15 protein-coding genes and 1 other RNA gene are annotated in these 16,387 nt (G+C 32.9%); 9 read left to right on the plus strand and 7 right to left on the minus strand.

All coding sequences use genetic code 11. The features are described 5' to 3' along the window. Nucleotides 1-119 precede the first annotated feature (119 nt). Nucleotides 120-2,357 (plus strand): zinc-dependent metalloprotease, encoded by a 2,238-nt coding sequence (locus ACFFGL_RS13755; protein WP_309727625.1) that lies wholly within the window; start codon nt 120-122, stop codon nt 2,355-2,357. A 33-nt stretch (nt 2,358-2,390) separates the two neighbouring features. On the opposite strand, the gene ACFFGL_RS13760 is transcribed toward ACFFGL_RS13755, so the two are convergent. After that, nucleotides 2,391-2,903, minus strand: a complete 513-nt coding sequence (locus ACFFGL_RS13760) for a hypothetical protein (RefSeq protein ID WP_309727626.1) — start codon at nt 2,901-2,903, stop codon at nt 2,391-2,393. A gap of 122 nt (nt 2,904-3,025) precedes the next feature. Between ACFFGL_RS13760 and ACFFGL_RS13765 the strand changes: the two genes are divergently transcribed. The 3 genes from ACFFGL_RS13765 to ACFFGL_RS13775 are packed head-to-tail and all read left to right on the plus strand — an operon-like array spanning nt 3,026 to nt 5,498. After that, entirely contained in the window at nt 3,026-3,490 is a 465-nt protein-coding gene (locus tag ACFFGL_RS13765) for an SRPBCC family protein (protein ID WP_309727627.1), read from the plus strand. Continuing rightward, the gene (locus tag ACFFGL_RS13770) at nt 3,490-4,188 is read left to right on the plus strand and encodes an SDR family NAD(P)-dependent oxidoreductase (RefSeq protein ID WP_309727837.1); all 699 of its coding nucleotides are present in this window, start codon (nt 3,490-3,492) and stop codon (nt 4,186-4,188) included. The genes ACFFGL_RS13765 and ACFFGL_RS13770 overlap by 1 nt, the downstream gene beginning before the upstream one ends. Further along, nucleotides 4,188-5,498: a cryptochrome/photolyase family protein gene (locus ACFFGL_RS13775; RefSeq protein ID WP_309727628.1), complete on the plus strand. Its 1,311-nt coding sequence runs from the start codon at nt 4,188-4,190 to the stop codon at nt 5,496-5,498. The genes ACFFGL_RS13770 and ACFFGL_RS13775 overlap by 1 nt, the downstream gene beginning before the upstream one ends. On the opposite strand, the gene kdsB is transcribed toward ACFFGL_RS13775, so the two are convergent. Together kdsB and ACFFGL_RS13785 are read right to left on the minus strand one after the other, a co-directional pair. After that, nucleotides 5,495-6,244 carry a 3-deoxy-manno-octulosonate cytidylyltransferase gene (gene kdsB, locus ACFFGL_RS13780; RefSeq protein WP_309727629.1) on the minus strand — a complete coding sequence of 250 codons (750 nt, stop codon included), beginning with the start codon at nt 6,242-6,244 and terminating at the stop codon, nt 5,495-5,497. The genes ACFFGL_RS13775 and kdsB overlap by 4 nt on opposite strands. 6 nt (nt 6,245-6,250) lie before the next feature. Beyond that, nucleotides 6,251-7,672: an ATP-dependent DNA helicase gene (locus tag ACFFGL_RS13785; RefSeq protein WP_309727630.1), complete on the minus strand. Its 1,422-nt coding sequence runs from the start codon at nt 7,670-7,672 to the stop codon at nt 6,251-6,253. Nucleotides 7,673-7,792: 120 nt separating this feature from the next. On the opposite strand from ACFFGL_RS13785, the gene ACFFGL_RS13790 reads away from it, so the two are divergent. Genes ACFFGL_RS13790 through rsmD form a run of 3 tightly spaced genes read left to right on the plus strand, consistent with a single transcriptional unit; the run spans nt 7,793 to nt 9,769 of the window. Further along, the gene (locus ACFFGL_RS13790) at nt 7,793-8,443 is read left to right on the plus strand and encodes a hypothetical protein (protein WP_309727631.1); all 651 of its coding nucleotides are present in this window, start codon (nt 7,793-7,795) and stop codon (nt 8,441-8,443) included. Further along, nucleotides 8,424-9,242, plus strand: a complete 819-nt coding sequence (locus tag ACFFGL_RS13795; RefSeq protein ID WP_309727632.1) for a DUF3822 family protein — start codon at nt 8,424-8,426, stop codon at nt 9,240-9,242. Before ACFFGL_RS13790 ends, ACFFGL_RS13795 begins: the two co-directional genes overlap by 20 nt. Continuing rightward, nucleotides 9,233-9,769, plus strand: a complete 537-nt coding sequence (rsmD, locus tag ACFFGL_RS13800; protein ID WP_309727633.1) for a 16S rRNA (guanine(966)-N(2))-methyltransferase RsmD — start codon at nt 9,233-9,235, stop codon at nt 9,767-9,769. The genes ACFFGL_RS13795 and rsmD overlap by 10 nt, the downstream gene beginning before the upstream one ends. Nucleotides 9,770-10,160: 391 nt before the next feature. Here rsmD and rnpB read toward each other — a convergent pair. Then, an RNA gene (gene rnpB / locus ACFFGL_RS13805) (RNase P RNA component class A) lies at nt 10,161-10,467 on the minus strand. A gap of 134 nt (nt 10,468-10,601) precedes the next feature. Here rnpB and dnaX point away from each other — a divergent pair. Both dnaX and miaE read left to right on the plus strand, forming a co-directional pair. Then, nucleotides 10,602-12,320 (plus strand): DNA polymerase III subunit gamma/tau, encoded by a 1,719-nt coding sequence (gene dnaX / locus ACFFGL_RS13810; protein ID WP_309727634.1) that lies wholly within the window; start codon nt 10,602-10,604, stop codon nt 12,318-12,320. 3 nt (nt 12,321-12,323) lie between these two features. Then, a complete protein-coding gene (gene miaE, locus ACFFGL_RS13815) occupies nt 12,324-12,905 on the plus strand; it encodes a tRNA-(ms[2]io[6]A)-hydroxylase (RefSeq protein ID WP_309727635.1) in 582 nt (193 codons plus the stop codon). A 3-nt stretch (nt 12,906-12,908) separates the two neighbouring features. Here the strand turns inward: miaE and ACFFGL_RS13820 are convergent, their stop codons facing one another. Genes ACFFGL_RS13820 through ACFFGL_RS13830 form a run of 3 tightly spaced genes read right to left on the minus strand, consistent with a single transcriptional unit; the run spans nt 12,909 to nt 16,379 of the window. Next, nucleotides 12,909-13,814: a Ppx/GppA phosphatase family protein gene (locus ACFFGL_RS13820; protein WP_309727636.1), complete on the minus strand. Its 906-nt coding sequence runs from the start codon at nt 13,812-13,814 to the stop codon at nt 12,909-12,911. Nucleotides 13,815-13,823: 9 nt separating this feature from the next. Continuing rightward, the gene (ppk1, locus tag ACFFGL_RS13825; RefSeq protein WP_309727637.1) at nt 13,824-15,893 is read right to left on the minus strand and encodes a polyphosphate kinase 1; all 2,070 of its coding nucleotides are present in this window, start codon (nt 15,891-15,893) and stop codon (nt 13,824-13,826) included. Then, the gene (locus tag ACFFGL_RS13830; protein ID WP_309727638.1) at nt 15,894-16,379 is read right to left on the minus strand and encodes a SixA phosphatase family protein; all 486 of its coding nucleotides are present in this window, start codon (nt 16,377-16,379) and stop codon (nt 15,894-15,896) included. Nucleotides 16,380-16,387 lie beyond the last annotated feature (8 nt).

A 16,387-nucleotide genomic window follows, 5' to 3' on the forward strand; every position in this document is an offset into this window, starting at 1 on the left:
AAAATAGCCTAAATATTTTGTTTTTCAGCGTGTAGAAAACAACTTTTATAGAATGTTTCACTTAAAAAATTATCATTAAAGCGTTTTGCTTGTTATATTTACGGTATGATCTTTTTGGTATGAAAAAAACATTACTTTCTTTAGTCGCATTTTTAATTAGTTTACTAGGCTTTAGTCAAAATTATTGGACAAAAATTAGCGCTCCGCCTTCGCAAAAAAATATTTTAAATAAAAATCTAGAAGTTACTGGTAATACTTTCTACTCCTTGAATAATGAAGCTTTTGTGGCAGACTTAAATAATGCTCCTTTTAGAAATTCTACTGAAAACAGCCCTGTAAAAATTGCTATTCCTATTGGAGAAAATGAATTTAAATCTTTTGAAATTTTTAAAACACGAACGCTAAGTAAAGAATTAGCCGCAAAATTTCCCTCAATTCAATCGTTTATAGGAACAACAAGTGATAAAAAAAATAACTTAAGACTTACCATAACTCCGCATGGAATTTTCGGAATGGTAAGTACTGGAGCAAAATTAACCTATATAAATCCGAATTCTATAAACGGAAATATCTATACCGTATTTAAAAAGAATTCAATTACAGAAACAGATACATTCTTAAATTGTTTGGTAGCATCTTCTAATAATTTTGAAGAAAAAAACACACCGGTAACCCAAGCCGATGTTGATGACGCAGTTCTGAGAACTTATGAATTAGCTGTGGCAACAACTGGAGAATATGCTCAATTTCATATTTCGAATATGGGATTACAAGGCGCATCTACCACGCAACAACGTGCAGGAGTTTTATCGGCAATTGCAGCTACAATCGACAGAGTAAATGAAATATATGAGCGTGATTTAGCAGTAACTTTTACCTTAGTTCCCGATAATGAAGACATTATATTTTTGAATCCTAATAGCGACCCTTTTAGTAATTATAATACTGGTCAATTAATAGGTCAAAGTCAAAATACTATTGATAACATTATCGGTTCTGGCAATTACGATATTGGCCATACATTTAGTACTGGCGCTGGTGGTTTGGCTCAACTTTTTTCAGTTTGTAATAACTCCGTTAAAGCGTTAGGCGTTACCGGAATTTCTCAACCTATTGGCGATCCTTTCGCGGTAGATTATGTGGCGCATGAATTAGGACATCAATTTGGAGCAAATCACACTTTCAATGGTCAAAATGGAAGTTGTAGTGGAAATGAAAATAACAATACTGCTATAGAACCAGGTAGCGGAACTACAATTATGGCCTATGCAGGTTTGTGTCCCGGAGAAAATATTCAGTTTTCTAGTGATCCTTATTTTCACGCAATAAGTATTGATGAAATTTATAATAACATTTCAAATGGAAGCGGAAGTTTTTGCCCAGATAATTCCTCTATAAATAATCAGGCTCCGGTTATACAATCTATTCCAAATTATACCATTCCTAGATCTACAGCATTTGTCTTAACTGCGAATGCTAGCGATCCAGACAACGATCAATTAACCTATTGTTGGGAACAAACCGATGCTGGTTTTGCTCCTTCTCCGCCATCAGCTTTCGCTACAAGTGGTGCTTTATTTAGATCTAGAATACCTGTGAGTTCATCTAGCCGGTATTTTCCTGAATTAGCACAAATTTCAACCGGAAATTTAGATCCTGAATGGGAAGTTATTCCAATGGTTTCGAGAAGTTTAAATTTTAGCGTTACCGTAAGAGATAATAACCCGCTTGGCGGACAGAGTTCTCGAGAAAATGTAACTGTGAATGTTGTCAATAGCGGACCTTTTCGAATTTTATCTCAAAATAGCAGTGGTATTTCTTATAGTCAAAATGAAAGTGTACCGATAATTTGGAATGTTGGCGGCACAAACGGAAATGGAATAAATACTCAAACAGTCGATATTTTCCTTTCTTATGATAGTGGTGAAAATTTCACAGAACTTGTTGCCGATAATGTTCCTAACGATGGTTCGCATAATATTGTAACTCCTGTAGGAACTGCTTCTACAGAATGCAGAATAATGGTAAAAGCGGTTGATAATATTTTTTTAACTGTAAATGAAGAGGATTTTGAAATAACAACCAATGTGTTGAATACACCAAGTGTAAAAGATATAGAATTTGCGCTTTACCCAAATCCTACTTCGGGAAAATTCACCATTGATTTAATGAATACAGACGGAAAGAAACAGACCGTAAGAATTTTCGATATTAATGGAAAATTAATTCACCAAAAAGAATTGAATTCTTCCTTGGTAAGACACTCTGTTGAATTAGGAAATCCGCAAAGTGGAATTTACCTCGTTGAAATCTCTAACGGTAGTTCCAAGATTATCAAAAAATTAATTATTAAATAAACTAAAAACCGCTTCAAATTTGAAGCGGTTTTTTTAATATTTTGCTTTTATTGAATCGATTCGTTGCGAGACGTTTTCATTTTTAAATTGAAGCAAAAGTTCATTATTTTCAACTTTTAATTTGCCGTTCTTTACTTCGTAATATCCTGCGGCGCCTTTGCAATAACAAAACATTCCGTGCAATAATTTCACTTTAGATAATTCTTCATCATTCAACACCAATTTTTTTTCAGTATTAGGAATTTCAAATAAAATTTCTTCTTTATAATGACCGTCACTCGCCTGTTGATCCATATTTACAGCAAAAGTGTATTTTATAATCATCGTGTTTTCATTCGGTTTAAATTCGGGATATAATTTATTCGCGTTATCCTTTGAAAAGCTCATTGAGGTATTTTCCATAACCGTAATCGAACATTTTTCAGGCTCAGGACATTCACTTAATAAAATTAAAGAATTGGAATTCAATGAATTTTTAAAACTATCTTGTTGTGTGCTTTTACATGAAATTACCATAAAAAGGAAAAGGAAAAATGAATATTTCATACCTGAATTTTTACTAAAAGTAACTTTTTCAGATTTAATCCTGCTCTATCTAAATAAAAGAATAACTTTTGTTTAACTTTTTTATTTTTACATTAAACAATAATAATTTTATTTTAGTAGGGATGAAAATATACACGTTACATAAAAGACAAAATTTGCCGATTTCTATTGAAAAAGCATGGCAATTTTTAGCAGATCCCAAAAATTTAAAAGTCATTACTCCAGATTATATGGGGTTTGATATAAAAGGTGGTGCAGATCGCAAAATGTACCAAGGTCAGATAATTGAATATATTGTTACGCCACTTTTCGGAATTAAAACCAAATGGGTTACCGAAATTACCCACATAAAAAACAAAGAATATTTTGTAGATGAACAACGCTTCGGACCTTATAAACTTTGGCATCACAAACATTTTATAAAAGAAATTGATGGCGGCGTAGAAATGGAAGATTTATTGCATTATAAATTGCCAATGGGAAAATTAGGGCAACTCGCTCATCCTTTTTTAGTAAAACCTAAATTGGAAGAAATTTTTGCCTACAGAGAAAAAAAATTAGAAGAACTTTTCGGAAAACACAACTAATTATGAAAAATATTTTACTCATCGGCGGAAGCTACGGTATTGGTTTTCAAGTCGCTAAAGAACTTCAAAATGACTATAATATTTTTATAGCATCGAGAACCAACCAAAAATTAAATGAGTTAAAGGTAACGCATTTAGAGTTTGATGCTTACAAAGATGATATCGAAAGTTTAGATCTTCCCGAAACGATAGATGGTTTGGTTTATTGTCCGGGAACAATTAATTTAAAACCTTTCAAAATGCTTTCGGCAGAGGCTTTTGAAAAAGATATCCAAAAAAATTTCATTTCATTAGTAAATGTTTTAAAAGGTTTACTACCAAAACTTCAAAATTCAGATCAGGCAAGTTTGGTTTTTTACAGTACAATCGCTGTACAAACCGGAATGCCTTTTCATACAAGTGTTGCCGCGGCAAAAGGCGCTATCGAAGGTTTCGCAAAATCGCTTGCCGCGGAGTATGCACCCAAAATCCGGGTGAATGTAATCGCGCCGTCGTTAACCGATACGCCACTTGCTGAAAAATTATTAAATAACGAAAAGAAAAAAGAAAAAATGAGCGAACGTCATCCGCTTAAACGGGTGGGTAGAGATGAAGATTTGGCTTATATGACGTCTTTTTTACTTTCCGACAAAAGTAGCTGGATTACCGGTCAGGTTTTTGGAGTCGATGGCGGACTTTCTTCATTAAATTTAAATTAATGAGTACAGAAAATTACAGCATATTTTGGTTTCGAAGAGATTTAAGAATCGATGATAATGTTGGTTTTTTAGCCGCTTTAAAAAGTGGTTATCCGGTTTTACCTATTTTTATTTTTGATTCTGAAATATTAAACGATTTACCCAAAGATGATGCGCGTGTAACTTTTATTCATCAAAAAATTCAGGAAATAAGGAAAACTTTTCAAGAAAAATATGACAGTTCACTTGCTATTTTTCAAGGAAAACCTAAAGAAGTTTTTAAAAAAATAGTTAAAGATTATTCTGTTGCTGAAGTTTATACCAATCGCGATTATGAACCTTATGCTAAAGAACGTGATGAAAAAATAAACGATTTTTTAGCTGAAAAAAATATTGAATTTAAAACTTTTAAAGATCAAGTTATTTTTGAAAAAAGCGAGGTGGTAAAAAAAGATGAAACGCCCTATTTGGTTTACACGCCTTATATGAAGCAATGGAAGAAAAAATTTAAAGCTGAAAAATTAAAAATTCATTATACCTCACAACATTTAGAAAATTTAATTCAAAATTCACGTTTACCAAACTTATCACTTTCAGACATTGGTTTTAAAAAATCTACTATTGAAGTTCCCGAGTATGAATTAACCCCAACTTTAATGGAAGAATATGATGAAAAAAGAAATATTCCTTCAAAGAAAGGAACTTCCAATTTAAGTCCGCATCTGCGATTTGGAACGGTCGGAATCAGAAAAATTGTAAAAAAAGCCATACAAGAAAAAGACGAAACTTTCTTAGAAGAACTTATTTGGCGTGAATTTTTTATGCAAATTCTATATCATTATCCAAAAACAGTAACCGATGCATTTAAAGAAAAATACGACCGAATTGAATGGCGAAATAAAAAAGCTGAATTCAAAAAATGGAAAGAGGGAAAAACAGGCTATCCATTGGTAGATGCAGGAATGCGAGAATTAAATAATTCTGGAATAATGCACAATCGCGTTAGAATGGTGGTGGGTAGTTTTTTGTGTAAACATTTATTAATCGATTGGCGTTGGGGCGAAGCTTATTTTGCTGAAAAATTGCTCGATTACGAAATGTCCTCAAATGTGGGAAATTGGCAATGGATTGCCGGAAGTGGCGTAGATGCAACGCCTTATTTCAGAATTTTTAATCCGACTTCGCAACTCGATAAATTTGATAAAGACCGAAAATACGTTAAAAAATGGATTCCCGAATTTGACACTGAAGATTACCCAGAACCAATGGTAGATCACAAAGAAGCTCGTGAACGCTGCTTAAAAGTTTATAAAAAAGCGGTCAGCAATTAATTGGCTAATAATTTTCTCGCTTTTTCTAAATCTTCCGGCGTGTCGATACCAATAGTTTTTAAGTCGGTTTCCACCATTTTTATATTTTTTCCGTATTCGAGATAGCGAAGTTGCTCTAGTTTTTCAGCATCTTCTAAACCTAACATTGGTAAATGGTAAAAATCTAATAAAGCTTCTTTTCTAAAAGCATAAATACCAATGTGCTTATAATAGGTGATTTTTGCTTCTTTATTTCTTAAATACGGAATTGGTGATCTTGAAAAATAAAGTGCAAAATCATTTTTATTGGTGATCACTTTTACGTGATTCGGGTTTAGAATGTCTTCTTCGGTTTCTAAAGCTGTTTTTAAGGAAGCTAAATCTATTTCAGCAGCATCTTCAGCATAAAATACCTCCAATAATTTTTCTAAACTTTTCTGCTGAATAAAAGGTTCGTCGCCTTGAACATTTACCACAATATCAACATCTAAATTTTCTACAGCTTCAGCAATTCTATCGCTTCCGCAGTCATGTTCTTTTTTACTTTTTATGGCCTTCCCTCCTATTTTTTCAATTTCATCAAAAATAATATCGCTATCGGTTACCACATAAACTCCCTGAAAAAGATTGGTTTCTACCGCAGCTTCGTAAGTTCGTTGAATTACGGTTTTTCCCGCTAGATCTTTCATTAATTTTCCGGGGAAACGAGAAGCGGCATAACGCGCCGGAATCATCGCGATAATTTTTAAGTCAGAAGGTTTTTTCATAAAAAATTATTTAAAAAATTCATCTTTAAATCCAATAAGGTATAATTTATCTTTTGCACGCGTACAAGCGGTATACAGCCAACGCAAATAATCTTCTGTAATGCCATCTTTTAAATAAGGTTGTTCCACAAAAACGGTATTCCATTGTCCACCTTGCGATTTATGACAAGTCATTGCATAGCTGAATTTCACTTGCAAAGCGTTAAAATATTTATTGTTTTTTACTTTTAAAAATTTCTTGTATTTCGTGCGTTCATCTTCATAATCTTTCATCACTTCTTCGTACAAGCGGTTAGATTCTTCATATGGTAGTGACGGCGTGTTGGCTTCTAAGGTGTCGAGCATAATTACGGTTTCGAAAGGTTTCATATTGGGATAATCTACCATTTGAACTTTTACTTCAGCAAAACGGAAACCGTATAAACTTTTAATATCAAAAATTTCTAAGATCTCAACAATATCGCCATTTGCTATAAATCCTGCATCAGAATTGGGTTTAATCCAGAAATAATTATTTTTTACGACCATTAAAAAATCACCTGCGGCTATTTCGCTTTCGCGGAAAAGAATTCTGGAGCGAATTTGTTGATTGTAAACATTTGCACGTTTGTTAGAACGCACTACAATTGCGGTTTCTTCGTGACCATTATTATCATAAGCATCGTTAATGGCATCCATAATTTCGTAACCATCGATTAAACGAATAAAATCATTTCCCGCATTTTCATGAAATTTAAAAGTATTATAAAATTCAGATTTTAACGCTTCCCGGAGTAAAGTCGCATTTTCTAAAATTCCGCTTTGCTGTTGCTGCCGAACTACTTCATTCAACTCAATATGACTGACTTCTTTTTGATATGTGAGTCCTAATTTATCTTGATCTAGTGCCGGACTCAAACTTAAATTTACAGGTGGTAATTGCGCAGTATCGCCAATAAGAATTAATTTGCAATTATGACCGGAATATACATAATCTATTAAATCGTCTAACAAAGAGCCGTTTTCAAATAATTTAGCATCACTTGGGTAATCTGAAATCATTGAAGCTTCATCTACAATAAAAATAGTGTTTTTATGCTTATTGGGTTGAAGCGTAAACTGCAATTTTGCAACTCCCGATTTTTTAGGAAAATATATTTTTTTGTGAATGGTATGCGCTTGATAGCCCGAATAATTACTCATCACTTTTGCCGCTCTACCGGTTGGTGCAGCAAGTACCGGACTTTTTTTTATCTTCCATAAATTCTTAACCACCGTACCAATAATTGTAGTTTTTCCAGTTCCGGCATAACCTTTGAGGACAAATAATTGATCTTTTTGATCGGCTACAATAAATTCTGAAAGTTTTTGCAAAGCAATATTTTGCTGACTGGTGACTTCGTATTCAAAATCGTGAAGAAGAAGTTTATAAAATGCTTGTGCGGTCATTAAAATAGAGCTTTAGATAAAAACCAAAGATAAAGATGGATTTTTATCCTGGAAACTTTTACGAATAAAAAAAAGTTGTAGATTTGCGTACATACTATTAAACTATAAAAAACCTCGGGTATGAGACTTGTAATTCAATTGGTTCTTTGGGCAGTTATCGGTGTTTTAGGATACCTAACTTTTATGTCTGTTTATGATCCTATTCAATTTAATAAAATTAAAGAAGCCCGCTATCAAAAAGTGATCGATCGCTTAAAAGATATACGTAAGGCAGAATTAGCACATAAAGAAGTTACCGGTAAATTTACTGGCGATTTCGATAGCTTAGTTCGTTTTATCGATACTGCTGAATTTACGATTACGCAACGTAGAGACACTTCGTATTTAGATAAAGAATACCAAAAAAATTACGGTGTAGATAAAATGATTCAAGATGTAATAATTGATACGATTGGTTCTACTCCCGTAAAAGATTCACTTTTCAAAAATTCAGATCGATACAAGAAAATGATGTATGTACCGACAACTGATGATAAAAAGTTTAAACTTCAGGCAGGAACGGTTTATAAAAATAATAGCAATATTCCGGTATTTGAAGTAAAAGTTTCTAAAGATGTAATTTTAGCAGATCAAGATCCTGATGAAGTTTCACAAGAAAAACAAGTAGTTTCTGTAGATGGTGTAAACGGAGAATACCTAAAAGTAGGCTCGATGGAAGAAGTAAATACCAACGGAAACTGGCCTAAAGTTTATGGAGCAAACGATAAGTAAACAAAATAAGTTATCTTATAAATTGTCCATCTTGATTCGTCAAGATGGACTTTCTTTTTGTGTCTCTCAACAAAACCCGGCTAAGGTTATTTCTTTCTCAACTGAAGAATTTTCAGATAAAAAAACACCAGAAGAACTTCTTCATTTTATAGAAAATTATATTGAATATTCTCTGGCTGAATATGAAATTGAAGATGTTCTCGCAATTTATGGAAATCAATTATACAGTTTTGTACCGCGACCTATTTTTAAAGAAGAACACCTTACCGATTATTTAAAATACAGCGTAAAAATTTTAAAAACCGACGTAGCTTCTTTCGATGAACTTTCGAACCAACAGATCAATAATGTTTATATTCCGTATGTGAATATTAATAATTATTTATTTGAGAATTTTGGTGCTTTTACCTACAAACATGCGTCTACACTTTTAACGGAATTTGCTTTACAAAATTCAACAGATAAAACGAAAGTTTATGTGAATTTTCAAAATTCCTCTTTCGATGTTTGTGTAGTTTCTAAAGCTAATCTTCTACTTTGCAATAGTTTTATTCATGAAACAGCAGAAGATTTTCTCTATTATTTACTTTTTACTTTTGAGCAACTTTCACTAAGTACAGCAGAAACACCTGTTTTTTTAATGGGAAATATTGAAAAAGAAAGCGATTATTATAAATTACTCTATAAGTATATAAAAGAAGTTATCTTTGTCGAAAGAATTAAAAATATTGAAACTTCTACAATGAATTCTGAAAGTTTACACACTCATCATCTTTTACTAAGTTCTATATGCGAATAATTTCAGGAAAACACAAAGGAAAACGCATTACTGCTCCAAAAAAGCTTCCTATTCGCCCCACAAAAGATATGGCAAAAGAAGCTTTGTTCAATATTCTAGTCAATCGTTTTCAATTTTCCACTTTAAAAACACTCGATCTTTTCGCTGGTTCCGGAAATATAAGTTATGAATTTTCGTCCCGAGGAGTTCAAAATTTAACTGCCGTAGATTCAAATTTTGCATGTGTAAAATTTATAGAACAAACTGCTAAATCGCTAGAAGCTGAAATAAATACTATAAAAAGTGATGTTTTTTCTTACTTAGAGAAATCGCCACAACAATTCGATATTATTTTTGCCGATCCGCCTTATGATTTTGAAACTGAGAAATTTCAAACTATTTCCAATTTAATATTTGAAAATAATCTTTTGGCAGAAGACGGTTTATTAATTATCGAACATTCTAAACACACCGATTTATCAACCACTAAAAATTTTCAAGATTCTAGAAAATACGGCGGTTCCGTTTTTTCATTCTTTCAAAATTAAATTATAAAAAATCTATGATCGCCCCATTCAAGATTTTCGACAATGAATTAGCTTATGTCGAGCTTTACGAAAATTACATTCTTTCTTCTATAAAAGAAGGAATTTTATTCGAAGAAGATTCCCTTAATTGGTTTATTATGATTTTCGATAAATATTACCCAAACAAACCATTTGGTTACATTGCCGACAGAATATATCCATACACAATAAACCCAATGATGTACCAATTAACTTCAATGCACGAACGCTTAGATGCGATGGCAATTGTTAGTTATTCAGAATTAGGAAAGCAAAATGCCTTGTTTGAAAAAGGTTTTTTCAGCAAACCACTTGATGTTTTTTCCTCGGTACACGAAGCGAAAGATTGGTTATTTAAAACCCTGGATAAAAATAAAAAAGTAGACCTGTAAGCCGGATTCTGTTTTTCCTAAAATTTAGAAAATCCTTATCATTTATCTAGAATTTTTGTTGCCAAAAATTTCTAAGCTGCCTACCCTCCAACATCGACTGAGCAATCTCGAACGTTGGTTTACATGACATTGCACCGCATAGAGTTTACCTGATTTCACTACAGCATTACCTGTACATTCTTTCTGCTGCACTTGTCCTGATTTCACAATCGGCGGCCGTTAGCCGCTATGCCGCTCTATGGTGTCCGGACTTTCCTCTAAAAAATTAGCGATAAGGCGGTCTACTTTCGTGCAAAGATAATTTATCGAAGAACTTATCCTTTAAAATTCAGAAAAATTGTGAATAAAATTTAATAGAATTCAAGCTATTCGCTGCGTTCTTTTTCACGCTATTTATATATTTGCTTTAAGTTTAAATTTCTATGGAACAATTTGTAGTATCAGCCCGAAAATACCGCCCAGAAACCTTTAATGATGTGGTTGGACAAAAGGCTATTACAAATACCTTAGAAAATGCAATTAAAAACAATCATTTAGCGCAAGCCTTACTTTTTACAGGTCCACGTGGAGTTGGTAAGACTACTTGTGCCAGAATTCTTGCCAAAAAAATAAATCAACAAGCTACCGAAGATACCCAAGAAGATTTTGCTTTTAATATTTTTGAATTAGATGCGGCTTCTAACAACTCGGTAGATGATATTCGGAATTTAATAGATCAGGTTCGTATTCCACCACAAGTTGGAAAATACAAGGTTTACATTATTGATGAGGTTCATATGCTTTCGCAAGCGGCGTTTAACGCATTTCTAAAAACCTTGGAAGAACCACCAAAGCATGCGATTTTTATTTTGGCGACTACCGAAAAGCACAAGATAATTCCTACTATTTTATCACGCTGTCAAATATTCGATTTTAAACGAATTACGGTAAGCGATGCTAAAGAATATCTTGCAACTATCGCAAAAAATGAAGGCGTAAATGCTGAAGATGACGCGCTTCATATAATCGCTCAAAAAGCTGATGGCGCTATGCGTGACGCTTTATCGATTTACGATCGTGTAGTAAGTTTTAGCGGAAATGAACTTACGCGAACTGCTGTTACCGAAAATTTAAATGTTCTCGATTACGAAACTTATTTTACTTCTACCGATTTAATTTTAGAAAATAAAATTCCAGAACTTTTACTTCAATATAATGAGGTATTGGCAAAAGGTTTCGACGGTCACCATTATATTGCTGGTCTCGCTGCTCATTTTAGAGATTTATTGGTTTGTAAAAATCAATCTACTATTCAATTATTAGAAGTTGGCGAGGAAACAAAAACTAAGTATTTTGAGCAATCACAAAAAGCACCACAAGATTTACTTTTGGAAGGAATTGAACTCGCCAACGAATGTGATTTAAAATACAAATCGAGCAGGAATTCACGATTATTAGTTGAATTAACTTTAATGCAATTAGCCTCTATCACTTTCGATGGAGAAAAAAAAAAGTCTGAACGCTTTATAATTCCGGCTGAAAATTTTGTTTCTATTACTGAAAAAGCTACGCCGGTTTCTTCAGCTTCCAAAGAAATTATTCAAGAAAATGAACAACCTGAGGTAGTTTCTCCGGTAACTTCTGGTGAAGAAAGTTCACTTCCCACTGAAAAAAATTCAGCTAAAATAGATTTAAAAACAAAAAAGAAAACTTCCGGTCTTTCGTTAAAAAGTATTGGCGAAAAGAAAAAGCTTCAAGCAGAACAACAAAAAAAGAAAGAAGCTTCTAAAATTGAATTAGATGAAAAGTTTACCGAAGCACAAGTTTTGTCCGCTTGGGATGAACACGTAAAACGTTTAAAAAGAAAAGGAGAAAAAATATTAGCTTCAATTTTAGAAACCGATACCCCAAAAATTAACGGTAAAAAATTACAGATTGAACTGCCAAATTCAACGATGAAAGTTGAATTAAACAGAGCTAAAGGTCCGCTTTTAAATCATATTCGTAGAAAAGTAAAAAATAGTTTTATAGAACTGGAAATTGTTATAAATGAAGAAGCTTCAAAAAAATATGCGTTTACCACACGTGAAAAATTTGAAAAACTAAAGGAGAAAAATCCGCTTATTGATAAATTACGTTCCACTTTCGATTTAGATGTTTAGATTATGTTAGGTTTAAAACTTCCCACCGACCCGAGATGGGCAAATATTGCTGAAAAAAATATTAAAGAAATTTTGATAGATCACGCTTATTGCGAACAAAAAGCGGCTTCGACAGCAATTTCTTTAATTGTAAGTTTTCCGGAATATGAAGAATTAGTCATTGCAATGACTGATTTGGTTCAAGAAGAAATGAGTCATTTTAAAATGGTTCACGATAAAATTGTAGAACGCGGTTATACAATGGGGCGCGATCGGCGTGATTATTACGTGGTAGAATTAATGAAGTTTTTCCCGAAAGGTGGAAGCAGAATTAATCAAATGGTGCATCGTTTGCTTTATGCGGCTTTAATTGAAGCTAGAAGTTGCGAACGGTTTAAGCTTCTATCTGAAAAATTACAAGAAAAAGAACTGCGCACTTTTTATAAAAAATTAATGATTAGCGAAGCCAATCATTATACGATGTTTTTAAATTTTGCCCGTAAATATGGCGATACGGAAGAAGTAAATAAAAAATGGCAAGATCTTCTAACTTATGAAGCTAAAATTATGAAAAGTTTTAGCGAAGGTGAAGGAATTCACAGTTAATATTTATTTGTTTTCTTCAGCTTTTGCTTCATTGTAAAGTGATTTTATAATTCCGTCTGCCAAACCTATTTTTGGAACATACACTTTTCGAGCTCTACTCCATTTCATCGCAGAAAGATAAATTTTTGCAGCGGGAATAATAACATCCGCGCGATCTTCATTTAAATTTAATTCTGAAATTCGCTCTTCGTAAGTTAATGAATTTAAAAGTTGATAATAGGAACTTAAATAAAAGAATGAAAGTGGTTTTCCTATTTTTTTTCCGCTGGATTTAAAAATATTATTGATGTTTCCACCAGAACCAATCAATGAAATTTTGGTGTATTTTTTCGTTTCTCTTTTTATCCATTCTTCAACATCAGTCCACATTTTTTCGTCAACAATATCATTTAATAAACGAACGGTTCCTAATTTAAACGATTTTGAAGCAATAGTTTTTCCTTCAGAAAATAGGGTAACTTCGGTACTTCCGCCGCCAACATCAACATACAAATAGGTTTTATCATCTTGAATTAATTCGTGTAAATCTGTAGCAGCAATTATGGCAGCTTCGTGTTCGCCATCGATAATTTCAATTTCTATTCCAGTATCCTTTTTTACTTTTTCAGCGAGCAATTTTCCATTAGACGCATCGCGCATCGCAGAAGTCGCGCAAGCTTTGTAGCGTTCAATTTTATGAGATTTCATTAACAAATCGAAAGCTCGCATTGTGTCTTCCATTCGAAGCATATTTTCAGGCGAAATTTCTCCGTTTACAAAAACATCGGCGCCTAAACGAATAGGAACACGAACTAACGAGGTTTTCTTGAACGTTGGTTCTTTATTTTCGGGTTCTGTAATGGTAGAAATTAATAATCGAACGGCGTTGGAACCAATATCGATCGCTGCATATTTTCTGATTTTCAACACGTATATTTTTTAAGATTTAGCTAGTTTTTCAAGATAATAATCATAAGTGGCAAACTGGCTCCTCAATTTAGGTTTTTTATTTTTACGGTAATCATTTTCTTTTGCTGAAGAAAAATCTCTGGCTTTTACATTGTCGTTCCAGCAAATTTCAAATGTATCTAACAATTCTTTTTGAATGTCTTCTTGATAAATTGGACACGTGATTTCTACACGATTATCAAGATTTCTCGTCATCCAATCGGCTGAAGAAATAAAGGTTTTTCTGTTTCCACCGTTTTCAAAAATATATAATCTTGGATGTTCTAAGTATTTATCTATTATACTAATAGCTTCTATATTCTCACTCATTCCTTTAACTCCCGGAATTAAACAACAAATACCACGCACAATTAATTTTATAGGAACTCCTGCTCTACTCGCTTGGTAAAGTTTATCGATCATTTTATTATCTGATAAACTATTGAATTTTATTTTTATTCCGCTAGGTTTTCCTTCTCTAGCAAATTGAATTTCGTGGTCTATTAAACGTTCAAACGCACTTCTTGAATAATGAGGCGAAACAATAATGTGTTTGTATTTATTGACTTTGTAATTGATTTCAAAGAAATTAAAGACTTTATCGACATCTTTTAGCAACGATTGATGAGCGGTGAAAAGCGTATAATCGGTATAAATTTTAGCGGTTGTTTCGTTAAAGTTGCCAGTACTTATAAAACCATATTTTTTCAGTTTTCTATTTTCTAAACGTTCTATTACACAAGCTTTACTATGAACTTTTAAGCCGGGAACTCCAAAAATTAATTTAACGCCTTCTCGCTGCATTTGTTCTGCGTAGCGAATATTATTAGCTTCATCAAAACGAGCGCGTAATTCTATCGCCACGGTAACCGATTTTCCGTTTTTCACTGCATTGATAAGTGAACTCGCGATGTGAGAAATTTCAGCTAATCTATAAATGGTAATTTTAATACTTTTTACTTGCGGATCTAAAGCCGATTCGCGTAAAAATTTTACGGTGTACGAAAAGGTATGATAAGGCGTATATTGTAAGTAATCTTTTACTGCTATTTTTTGCAGTAAACTTCCATTTAAAGACAAACCTTCTACCGGAAGCGCAGCGTATTTTGGGTATAATAATTCTTTAGCGCCAAGACTCGGAAAATTCATATAATCTTTACGATTGTGGTAACGACCACCCGGAATTACGCTGTCGGAATCATCGATTCCCATTTTAGAAAGTAAAAATTCTAACGTGTCTTTATCGATTGTTTTATCGTACACAAAACGAACCGGTTCGCCTTCAATTCTATCTTTTATCGAGGAAAGTAATTTTTCAATATAACTTTTATCGAGATCTCCCGCCATATCTAATTCGGCGTCACGCGTAATTTTAATCATATGCGCAGAAATACTTTCATAATCGAAAATACTAAAAAGACTTTTTAAATTATACCGAATTAAATCGTCTAAAATGATGATATATTTATTGTTATCTTCTGAAGGTAATTCTACAAAACGACCGATTCCGCGAGGAATTTCAATGAGAATATAACGCTTTTCCTGACTTTTGTTTTTTTCTTTTTTAAGAATCATTTTTACCGCCAGATAAGCAGCGCTATCTTTTAAACGCGGAATTTCTTCTAAATCATTTAAAATAATGGTAACCAGCGCCGGACTTACTTTTTGCAAAAAATAGTCTTGTACAAATTGTGCTTGTTTTTGCGAAACTTCATCTTCTTTAATAATGAAAATTCCGTGGTTTTTAAGTTTATGCTGAATGTTACTCAGAATCTTTAAACTCGTACTTTGCTGTTCTATAACAATTTGTGTGATTTCCTTTAAAAGATCGCTTGCAGTAACACCGCCAAGAACTTTTTTTCCGCCTTTCCCGGCTTGATCGATTCGTTTTACAGTGGCATAACGAACTTTAAAAAATTCATCTAAATTGTTAGAAAAAATTCCTAAAAAACGAAGTCTTTCCAGTAACGGAACGCTTGAATCTGCAGCTTCTTGAAGTACGCGCGCGTTAAATTGCAACCAACTTATTTCCCGATTGATGTACGAATTGTTATTTTTCATTTATTTAAACGTTCGCGGAAATAAGGTTACTAATGTTTTTCCTTCAGCGATATCTTTCCATTTATCAACTTCAAAATCAATTACTACTAAACCTGTAGTGGGTAAATTATCTACTTCTTTATCACCTAATAAATTTACTAAAATGGTCATTGCAGGATTGTGCCCAAAAATCATTAATTTATTATTTTCATCGGGTTGATTTCTAATAACTGAAAGCAATTCGTCTTCATCAAACGTATATAAATCGTCTATAATTTTGAAATCTTTATCTTCTATCGCTAAACCTTTTTTAAATAATTTAGCGGTTTCTAAAGCTCGAACGGCTTTGCTTGAAATTAATTTAAGTGGTTTGTTAGCATAGAGTTTAAAAGCTTTAATAATTAATTCTGCATCGGTATAAGCACGTTTTTTTAACGGCCGTTTATCATCTGGCAAATTATTTTCCCAAGACGATTTTCCGTGACGGACTAAAATTAATTTCTTCATATTGCTTT

Source organism: Mesonia maritima, from assembly GCF_042433895.1.
Classification (GTDB): Bacteria; Bacteroidota; Bacteroidia; order Flavobacteriales; family Flavobacteriaceae; genus Mesonia; species Mesonia maritima.

Bases quoted from the DNA above. Each gene is read 5' to 3' on its own strand.
- ACFFGL_RS13755 (WP_309727625.1), top strand. From the start codon at position 120: ATGAAAAAAACATTACTTTCTTTAGTCGCATTTTTAATTAGTTTACTA.
- ACFFGL_RS13760 (WP_309727626.1), bottom strand. From the start codon at position 2,903: ATGAAATATTCATTTTTCCTTTTCCTTTTTATGGTAATTTCATGTAAA.
- ACFFGL_RS13765 (WP_309727627.1), top strand. From the start codon at position 3,026: ATGAAAATATACACGTTACATAAAAGACAAAATTTGCCGATTTCTATT.
- ACFFGL_RS13775 (WP_309727628.1), top strand. From the start codon at position 4,188: ATGAGTACAGAAAATTACAGCATATTTTGGTTTCGAAGAGATTTAAGA.
- kdsB (WP_309727629.1), bottom strand. From the start codon at position 6,244: ATGAAAAAACCTTCTGACTTAAAAATTATCGCGATGATTCCGGCGCGT.
- ACFFGL_RS13785 (WP_309727630.1), bottom strand. From the start codon at position 7,672: ATGACCGCACAAGCATTTTATAAACTTCTTCTTCACGATTTTGAATAC.
- ACFFGL_RS13790 (WP_309727631.1), top strand. From the start codon at position 7,793: ATGAGACTTGTAATTCAATTGGTTCTTTGGGCAGTTATCGGTGTTTTA.
- ACFFGL_RS13795 (WP_309727632.1), top strand. From the start codon at position 8,424: ATGGAGCAAACGATAAGTAAACAAAATAAGTTATCTTATAAATTGTCC.
- rsmD (WP_309727633.1), top strand. From the start codon at position 9,233: ATGCGAATAATTTCAGGAAAACACAAAGGAAAACGCATTACTGCTCCA.
- dnaX (WP_309727634.1), top strand. From the start codon at position 10,602: ATGGAACAATTTGTAGTATCAGCCCGAAAATACCGCCCAGAAACCTTT.
- miaE (WP_309727635.1), top strand. From the start codon at position 12,324: ATGTTAGGTTTAAAACTTCCCACCGACCCGAGATGGGCAAATATTGCT.
- ppk1 (WP_309727637.1), bottom strand. From the start codon at position 15,893: ATGAAAAATAACAATTCGTACATCAATCGGGAAATAAGTTGGTTGCAA.
- ACFFGL_RS13830 (WP_309727638.1), bottom strand. From the start codon at position 16,379: ATGAAGAAATTAATTTTAGTCCGTCACGGAAAATCGTCTTGGGAAAAT.